The sequence below is a fragment of the Acinetobacter lwoffii genome, assembly GCF_024129855.1.
GTDB classification, from domain to species: Bacteria; Pseudomonadota; Gammaproteobacteria; order Pseudomonadales; family Moraxellaceae; genus Acinetobacter; species Acinetobacter lwoffii_L.
This window is the reverse complement of record NZ_JAMXXC010000047.1, coordinates 1-7,802: the sequence shown is the minus strand read 5'-3', so window position 1 is coordinate 7,802 and position 7,802 is coordinate 1. Positions and strand designations below refer to the sequence as shown.

Sequence of the window (7,802 nt, the reverse complement as noted above, 5' to 3'; positions counted from 1 at the left end):
CTATTTTTTCATTCTCATTAGTTAAATCACTTTATTTTAATGTAAATAAGCTTTTGATATATATACAAAAATATTAAAATGCCCTAAAATAGACATTTTAGGGCATTTTAATATAAAATACTGATTTTATTGTTATTTTTTTTAATAAAAAAGACGAAACCATAATATTTTTTAGGTTGTAAATAGCCAAACTTCCTCTCGGTATACTTACGAAATCTCACTCCGCTCTCTTTTCGTCACAACTAAATTTTGTGCCACAAATAACTCTATTTAACGGCTGCTGCCTATCCTGCCCTAGAAAATCCTCCTTTGCTTTATCTCTATTTTTTTGTCATGACTAATTTTTTAAATGATGTTCCAGAAGAGATAAATAAATTAAAGACTGGTCCAATCAGGACAATTTAAAGATATCTAATTTAAGTTTCTCCGAGAAACGCGTAAGCGTGCATTCCGATCTGCTGATCAAAAATGAAAAAAGCCCAAAACTAAAACCAAGTTTTTTAAACATGATTAAAAATCGCTTTTAAATGCGTTTTAAGGCTTATTTAGATATAAAGCACCCTCACTCCTTACAAACTGGTAAACAGGGGCTAAAAATCGCAAATGAGAGCAAATTAGATTATGTTTTTATATTTATCTTTCAAGAACCGAACGAGTGTCTACGAGTGACGTCCCATAATTAAAATTCTAGAAGTCTTTTCTCTGATTACAATGCTGTATTGGCTCCTAGATAGGAAAAATAGAGCAAAGCGATTCGGGATTTATGCCAATGTATCGAGCGAAGCTCGAATAAAAAGTTTTATGAGCGAAGCGAATTCCGAGTTGCATTTGCTTTTTTTTCAAAGTCACGAAAATATTAACTAAAAAATTGCCCCACGAATCGAGCGAAAGCGAGATTCAATAGAGTTTGAGCGTAGCGAAAACCAAGGGCAATTTTTCATGGTTTGGGCTTTTAATTATTTTTAAAGATTTTAAATGCTTTTAGATGCGCTAAAGGTCTTAATTTGTAAGGATTTTAGAGATTATAAAACGAGGTTTACCTTGCATTAAAACGAGGTTTACCTTGCATTAAAACGAGGTTTACCTTGCATTAAAACGAGGTTTACCTTGCATTAAGCGAGTTAATAATATAGCCTCGTCTTATTGACTTAAAAATATAACTTTTTCATATGAAAACAGAACTAATTGTCAAAGATAACGCTTTAATTAATGCTAGTTATAACCTTGATCTAGTAGAACAACGATTAATTCTTTTAGCTATCGTTGAAGCCAGAGAATCAGGTAAAGGGATAAATGCTAATGATCCATTAACAGTTCATGCTGAAAGTTATATCAATCAATTTGGTGTACATCGAAATACTGCTTATCAGGCATTAAAAGATGCTTGTGATGACCTATTTGCAAGACAATTCAGTTATCAGAGTCTTAGTGAAAAAGGTAATGTTATTAATCACAAGTCAAGATGGGTAAGCGAGGTTGCTTATATTGATAATGAGGCTGTTGTTAGACTTATTTTTGCTCCCGCTATTGTGCCTTTAATTACTAGGCTAGAAGAGCAATTTACGAAGTATGAGATACAACAAATAAGTAATTTAACGAGTGCTTATGCTGTTCGTTTATATGAAATATTGATTGCATGGCGTAGCACTGGAAAAACGCCTCTTATAACTATCTACGATTTCAGACAAAAAATAGGTGTACTCGAGACTGAATATAAAAGAATGTACGATTTTAAGAAATATGTTTTGGACATTGCATTAAAACAAGTAAATGAACATACCGATATTATTGTCAACGTTGAACAACATAAAACAGGCAGATCTATTACAGGCTTTTCATTTAGCTTTAAACAGAAGAAGCCAGTAACGAATACAACCAATAATATTGGCCATGACAAAGAGATAAAAATCAATTTAACAGATGCACAACGCTATTTGTTTGCTAGTAAATTATCAGAACTTCCTGAGATGGCTAAACTTTCACAAGGTACTGAAAGCTATGAACAGTTTGCTGCGCGGATTGTAACTATGCTACAAGAACCAAGTAAATTAAAAGAACTTATGCCATTACTTCGAAAAGTTGGCTTTCAATAAATGATGTCAATTGACATAGTAAAGTTAACAGTCAACTATTAACACAATTTGAAAACTGGTTTACATAATGAAAAAACTGTCAGTTTCAGAACTAGCAAAACTATATGGATATTCTAGACAGGCTGTCTATGCTCATATAAAAAAAGGGAATTTATCAAAAGGATCTGATGGTTTAATTGACTTTGCAGAAGCTTTGAGAGTGTTTGGAGAACCTCAAAAGAACAACTCTACTGTCAACCAGAGTCAATCAACTAACAGTCAAAACTTGACAGAAGTTGACTTACTAAAACGTCAAGTTGACATACTGGAAAAACAGTTAAATCAGGCAGTGCAGAGAGAAAATCAATCATTAGAACGTGAATCGTTTTATCAAGAACAGATTGAAGCTATGCAGCGCTTACTGGAAGCTCCAAAAGCCAATATGACTACGTTTACCGATCAAGAACAGTCGCAAGCGAATGCAGCTCAGGTACAGCCAGAACCGAGCACCGATGATACGAAACATGACGGATTGACTACTACCGAACCTAAACGGATTCCGATCCCTGAACATGTAGAACCTGAACCTGAGAAAAGGGGATTTTGGAGTCGGTTTTTTAGACCCTATGATTAACGATTATTGTTTAATTCAGATGAACAAACCCGTGGAACATTGGTTAAATAGTAGGCGTGGAACAGGTTAAAGTGCTAAAAAAGCCCAGAACGGTGTGCCTGGGCTTTTTACTACACGATAAGACTATGATTTATATGAAATAAAAATAGAATTTCGTATAAGGTGTATTATGTTAATTTTAGAAAATCTTAATCTTTAACTAACATAATCTTCAGTTGATATCACTTGAGCATATGCAAATTCAAAAGCGGCCATTAATGTTGCATGGACATGACCAGCAGGTACTTTAACGCCATTAAATTCCAAGTCTAGTGTTGCACAAGCATCATGAATAACTTTTACCTTATAACCAAAATCAGAAGCAGCACGAACAGCAGCATCAACACACATATGGCTCATAGCACCAATCACGACTAACTCAGTCACTTGATTGCTATCTAAAATTTCTTTGAGATTCGTGTTTAAGAACGCATTGATGTGATTTTTAATGATCACAGATTCATCTTCTTGCGGCTTAACTGTGTCCTGAAATTCAATACCATTTGAGCTAGGTTCAAATATAGGAGATTCAGCATCAGCAATATGTTGGACATGAATCACTTGAGTACCCTGTTTACGGGCCTTCGCAATTACTTTCACTGCATTAGCAGCAGCTTGTTCAATATTTACTAAGGGTAATTTACCTGTAGGTAGATATTCATTTTGTAAGTCGATAACTAATAAAGCTGATTTTGACATATCTGTTCCTTTACTTAACTAATATTTGTTTTGTTCTACTTAGGTTTTTAAAGAAGTGGAAGTATTCCATTTCTTTAAGTTACTTTAGAAAGAAAGTGTTTCACCATCGATAGGAATTAAAACCTTATCTTGAATTCCTTTGTCTTTTACATATTCTGCAAGCTCAGCACGTGTTACCGACATGTGGTTAATTGCATCCATGTGAACAGCAACCACTTTAGCATTTGGTGCTTTCTGAGTTGCATGATAAGTATCTTCTTTGCCCATAATAATGGATTCTTTAAAGCCATCAACCAAGGCGTTACCTGTATTCAAGACAATCACATCAGGTTTAAATGTTTGAATCGCTTGATCAACTTCAGAACGCCAGATGGTATCTCCTGCCACATAAACAGTTTCATGGCCAGCAGCTTCAAATACCACACCCATTGCTTCACCTAATCCAGCTTTAAGCTTAGGAATACGGTACATGGCATCAGTACCGTGTTGACCACCAGTTTTAGTGAGCTTAATCCCTTCAAAGGTCGCTTGAGTTAATACACGAACATCTTTGAAGCCTTGTGACTGAATGATTTTCTGGTCTTCTTTATTCTGTACAAACAACGGCATGTTTTTCGGAATAGTCGCTTGTGCTGCATCATCCCAATGATCTAAATGGGTATGGGTCACGATTACCGCATCTACACCTTCTAAAATCGTTTCGGGCTTGATAGGCAAATCGACTAATGGGTTCCGTAAATAGCTACGATGAGTATCAGGAAAACCTTCATAGAATCCTTTTTTAGCAAACATTGGGTCAATTAAAAAAGTCGTATCAGCATAGGTTACTTTAATCGTTGCATTGCGAATTTCTTGTATATGCATAACTTTAGAAGTATCTCGCTGAACCACCTTATCATTCGCATATAAATGGACTGAAGCCATTGCCAGAGAGAGTGCAATAACAGAGCTACTTAAAATTTTATTCATGTTCCAGATCCAATCATTTAGTCATACTCGAATCATGATAGGAAAAATTAAGCAATAAAATTGTCTTTAAGGACAATCATCGAAACTATTGGGACAACATGCTATATTTATTATTTTAGAGAGGTAGACCGAATGGCTATACCAGTGATTGGATTGTTCGTTTATCCCAATATAAATCCATTTCACTTCTCTATCCCCCATATCATTTTCAATATCAGGATTGAAGATAAACGCTTATTTGATCTGAAAATTTTTTCTATAGATGGCCAACCCGTAAAAACAGAACAGTCTATGATGATTATCCCTGATGGGGGGATCGAACTCATTAAAGAGTCGGATCTTATTATTATTCCTGGATGGGATGATTTTAATCATGAGCCTGAACAAGTACTTATCGATGCCCTAAATTGTGCATATCAGACTGGAATTAGAATTGTAGGGTTATGCTATGGAACTTATGCATTGGCATATGCAGGGCTGCTTGACCATAAAAAAGCAGCTACGCACTGGATGGCTGAACAAGATTTTAGTGAACGATTTCCACAGGTTCAGCTTGATAATGACGCCCTGTATGTAGAGGACCAAAGGATCGTAACCTCTGCTGGAACAGGCGCAGCGTTAGACTGCTGCTTGTACTTGGTACGTGAAATCTATAATGCACGAATTGCGAATAAAGTCTCTAGAGTAATGGTGATCCCGCCTCACCGTGAAGGTGGGCAAGCTCAGTTTATTGAACAGCCAGTCGCAGAATCGAGCCAAGATGCACAAATTAATGTATTACTTGATTTTTTAAGAAAGAATTTAGCTTTACAACATAATATTGAAAGCCTCGCTGAACGGACACATATGACACGCAGGACGTTCACACGGCATTTTAAGAAAGCGACAGGCATGACCCTAGTCGATTGGCTGAATACTGAAAGAATCAGATTAAGTTGTGAACTTTTAGAAACGACAAACTTGTCTATCGAAAAGATAACCGAGCTTTCAGGTTTTAATAATACCGTGTCATTTAGAAAAAATTTTCGTGAAAAATATGGCACCAGCCCTCAGGCATGGAGAAAAGCTTTTGGGATCATTAATGAAAATAATCCACCCATTTAACATAATGGCTGTTATACGAAGTACACTTGTATATTAATTTTAAAATCAATTACTTAAAAAATTAATCCTGATCATAAAAACCGCAAAAAGCCGATTTTGAAACAAGTCGGCTTTTTTATGAGCGGTTTTGATACTTCTTACCAATAAAATTGTTTAAAAAATAGTCAATTTTGAGATTTTTCAAATTTTATCAATGCCTCAATGTCCGAAACTATCCCCAATTGCTGTGGATAAAATTTAGGCTATTTTGTACGCTCTGGCGTACATAAATCTCGGCCCTTTGCGGCTACCTGGGACAGTGGAATTTTCCTATGATGAACTCATCGGGAACAGGAAGTTCCATACAAGAATAACAAGAGATAAGCACAAGGACTGTAAGGTACGGCAGGAGTTATACCGAGCGAACCAATACGAAAAACCCCGGCAGGATGCCGGGGTTTTTTATTGCCTATCATTTCTCATTTGCAAAACAAGCATAATGCCCCTAAAATATAGACTGTAATCTATATTTTGGTTGTGGTATGTGGACAGTCATTACGACAGATCTATTTAATGAATGGCTTGAACAGCAAGATGAATCGACACAAGAGAAAGTCTTAGCCGCTTTGGTTGTTCTGCAGCAACAGGGACCGAGCTTAGGCCGCCCTTTAGTAGATACCGTCTATGACTCTAAATTTACCAACATGAAAGAGCTTCGTGTTCAACATCGTGGTAAACCACTCCGAGCTTTTTTTGCATTTGATCCATTACGTCAGGCCATTGTGCTTTGTATTGGTGATAAAGGCGGTAAGAAGCGATTCTATACAGAGATGCTGGCGATTGCAGACCAACAATATGAACTTCATCTCTCAACATTAGGAGAACAATCTAATGGCTAAAACTTTGCAAGAATTATTAGCTAACCGCTCTCCAGAGAGCCAAGCTCGTATTCAAAAAATGGCTGATGAATTATTACTAGAAAATCAGCTTTGCCTTATTCGTGAAGAACTCGAAATCTCTCAAAAAGAATTGGCTGAAACTTTGGGAATAAAACAGCCATCGCTTTCAGCAATAGAAAATCGTGGCAATGATTTGAAGATCTCAACCATGAAAAAGTATGTTGAGGCAATGGGTGGAAAGCTCCGTATTGATGTAGAGCTTCCGACAGGAAAACATATTGGTTTCAATATTTAAGATGAGAGTATATGAATCTTGATGATCTAGACTTTCTATTTGAGGAAGCATTAAGAAGTTCAGATGATTTTATAAATCATCTTAGGAAAGTACTAGATCATTATAAAGTACTCAGTTTCGAGTTTGGACGAGGTTCTATTTTTTGGAGAGCTAGAAAAATCCAAGATAATGTTTACAAAAATATTGATGACTTAGATTACCCACCAAAACATTTAGTCAATTATGGAAGAATGAATGAAAAAGGATGTCCTTTTTTCTACTTAGCGTCTAGAAGAGAAACCGCTCTAGCAGAGATAAAATCTAAAGAAAATGATATAATTCAATTAGCTGGATTTAAAATAAAAGAGAATGAAGAATTAAGAATTGCTGTAGTTGGTGAATTTTGGAATGTTTTTAAAACAGGTTATGTCAAATTCTTAGGTCATGATCCAGAAGGATGTATCAATCAATTGATTAACTCCTCTCCTAAAAATATAGCCTCGAACTTAATTTATATTGATAAGTATTTTTCTGAAATACTTGCTGATAACAAAGCATCTGAAAATCAATACTTATTTACCAGAACTTTATCCAATGAATTACTTAAAAAAGCCCATGCGAAAGCTATAGCTTACCCGAGCGTTAAAGATATTGGGGCATACAATTTAGCTGTCGAAGCTAATGAATCAGATAAAGCATTTGAGAATGTCATCTGCCTAACTTTAAAAGTAAAAAAAGTAAAAAAATGGGGGATATATGATCATCAACTCCTTTCTGCTGCGGAAGGTATTGATGAAAATGGAAATTTTATCTGGCATGACGATACAGACCTATCTTCTATTCCTATCTATAATTTTACAGAACATGAAATGAATAAATTAAAAGATATTAATAGTGCAGATCTATCTCACTTTAATAAGGCTTCCGGAAAGTAATTGTTCTTATCGACATTTGACATCTATTTAACATAAAAAATCTTATGCGAAGTATGGTTGTTAGAACCCATTTAAAGTGTCTATATTCTCACCAATAAAAATTTCTCCTATTTTTTCATTCTCATTAGTTAAATCACTTTATTTTAATGTAAATAAGCTTTTGATATATATACAAAAATATTAAAATGCCCTAAAATA

The 7,802-nt window shown here is 35.2% G+C and carries 8 protein-coding genes; 6 read left to right on the top strand and 2 right to left on the bottom strand.

What is annotated here, in order from left to right; translation table 11 throughout:
- Positions 1–1,169 precede the first annotated feature (1,169 nt).
- Positions 1,170–2,093 carry a replication initiation protein RepM gene (gene repM / locus NI465_RS16070; protein WP_005264850.1) on the top strand — a complete coding sequence of 308 codons (924 nt, stop codon included), beginning with the start codon at positions 1,170–1,172 and terminating at the stop codon, positions 2,091–2,093.
- Between the two features lie 67 nt (positions 2,094–2,160).
- Positions 2,161–2,706, top strand: coding sequence for a plasmid replication DNA-binding protein (locus NI465_RS16065; RefSeq protein WP_253145961.1), 546 nt, complete (start codon positions 2,161–2,163; stop codon positions 2,704–2,706).
- A gap of 195 nt (positions 2,707–2,901) precedes the next feature.
- Here the strand turns inward: NI465_RS16065 and NI465_RS16060 are convergent, their stop codons facing one another.
- Together NI465_RS16060 and NI465_RS16055 are read right to left on the bottom strand one after the other, a co-directional pair.
- Positions 2,902–3,444 (bottom strand): cysteine hydrolase family protein, encoded by a 543-nt coding sequence (locus tag NI465_RS16060; RefSeq protein ID WP_005176773.1) that lies wholly within the window; start codon positions 3,442–3,444, stop codon positions 2,902–2,904.
- Positions 3,445–3,528: 84 nt separating this feature from the next.
- The gene (locus NI465_RS16055) at positions 3,529–4,413 is read right to left on the bottom strand and encodes an MBL fold metallo-hydrolase (protein WP_253145959.1); all 885 of its coding nucleotides are present in this window, start codon (positions 4,411–4,413) and stop codon (positions 3,529–3,531) included.
- A gap of 132 nt (positions 4,414–4,545) precedes the next feature.
- Between NI465_RS16055 and NI465_RS16050 the strand changes: the two genes are divergently transcribed.
- The 4 genes from NI465_RS16050 (at position 4,546) to NI465_RS16035 (ending at position 7,604) form a co-directional block, all read left to right on the top strand.
- Complete coding sequence (locus tag NI465_RS16050) at positions 4,546–5,517, top strand: GlxA family transcriptional regulator (protein ID WP_253145958.1); 972 nt, start codon at positions 4,546–4,548, stop codon at positions 5,515–5,517.
- A gap of 521 nt (positions 5,518–6,038) precedes the next feature.
- Positions 6,039–6,395 carry a type II toxin-antitoxin system RelE/ParE family toxin gene (locus NI465_RS16045; protein ID WP_000269907.1) on the top strand — a complete coding sequence of 119 codons (357 nt, stop codon included), beginning with the start codon at positions 6,039–6,041 and terminating at the stop codon, positions 6,393–6,395.
- Positions 6,388–6,690 carry a helix-turn-helix domain-containing protein gene (locus NI465_RS16040; protein ID WP_253145957.1) on the top strand — a complete coding sequence of 101 codons (303 nt, stop codon included), beginning with the start codon at positions 6,388–6,390 and terminating at the stop codon, positions 6,688–6,690. Before NI465_RS16045 ends, NI465_RS16040 begins: the two co-directional genes overlap by 8 nt.
- Before the next feature lie 11 nt (positions 6,691–6,701).
- On the top strand, positions 6,702–7,604 hold the full coding sequence (locus tag NI465_RS16035; RefSeq protein ID WP_253145956.1) for an RES family NAD+ phosphorylase: 903 nt from the start codon (positions 6,702–6,704) through the stop codon (positions 7,602–7,604).
- The last annotated feature ends 198 nt before the right edge of the window (positions 7,605–7,802 follow it).

Bases quoted from the DNA above. Each gene is read 5' to 3' on its own strand.
- repM (WP_005264850.1), top strand. From the start codon at position 1,170: ATGAAAACAGAACTAATTGTCAAAGATAACGCTTTAATTAATGCTAGT.
- NI465_RS16065 (WP_253145961.1), top strand. From the start codon at position 2,161: ATGAAAAAACTGTCAGTTTCAGAACTAGCAAAACTATATGGATATTCT.
- NI465_RS16035 (WP_253145956.1), top strand. From the start codon at position 6,702: ATGAATCTTGATGATCTAGACTTTCTATTTGAGGAAGCATTAAGAAGT.
- NI465_RS16050 (WP_253145958.1), top strand. From the start codon at position 4,546: ATGGCTATACCAGTGATTGGATTGTTCGTTTATCCCAATATAAATCCA.
- NI465_RS16055 (WP_253145959.1), bottom strand. From the start codon at position 4,413: ATGAATAAAATTTTAAGTAGCTCTGTTATTGCACTCTCTCTGGCAATG.
- NI465_RS16060 (WP_005176773.1), bottom strand. From the start codon at position 3,444: ATGTCAAAATCAGCTTTATTAGTTATCGACTTACAAAATGAATATCTA.
- NI465_RS16040 (WP_253145957.1), top strand. From the start codon at position 6,388: ATGGCTAAAACTTTGCAAGAATTATTAGCTAACCGCTCTCCAGAGAGC.
- NI465_RS16045 (WP_000269907.1), top strand. From the start codon at position 6,039: ATGTGGACAGTCATTACGACAGATCTATTTAATGAATGGCTTGAACAG.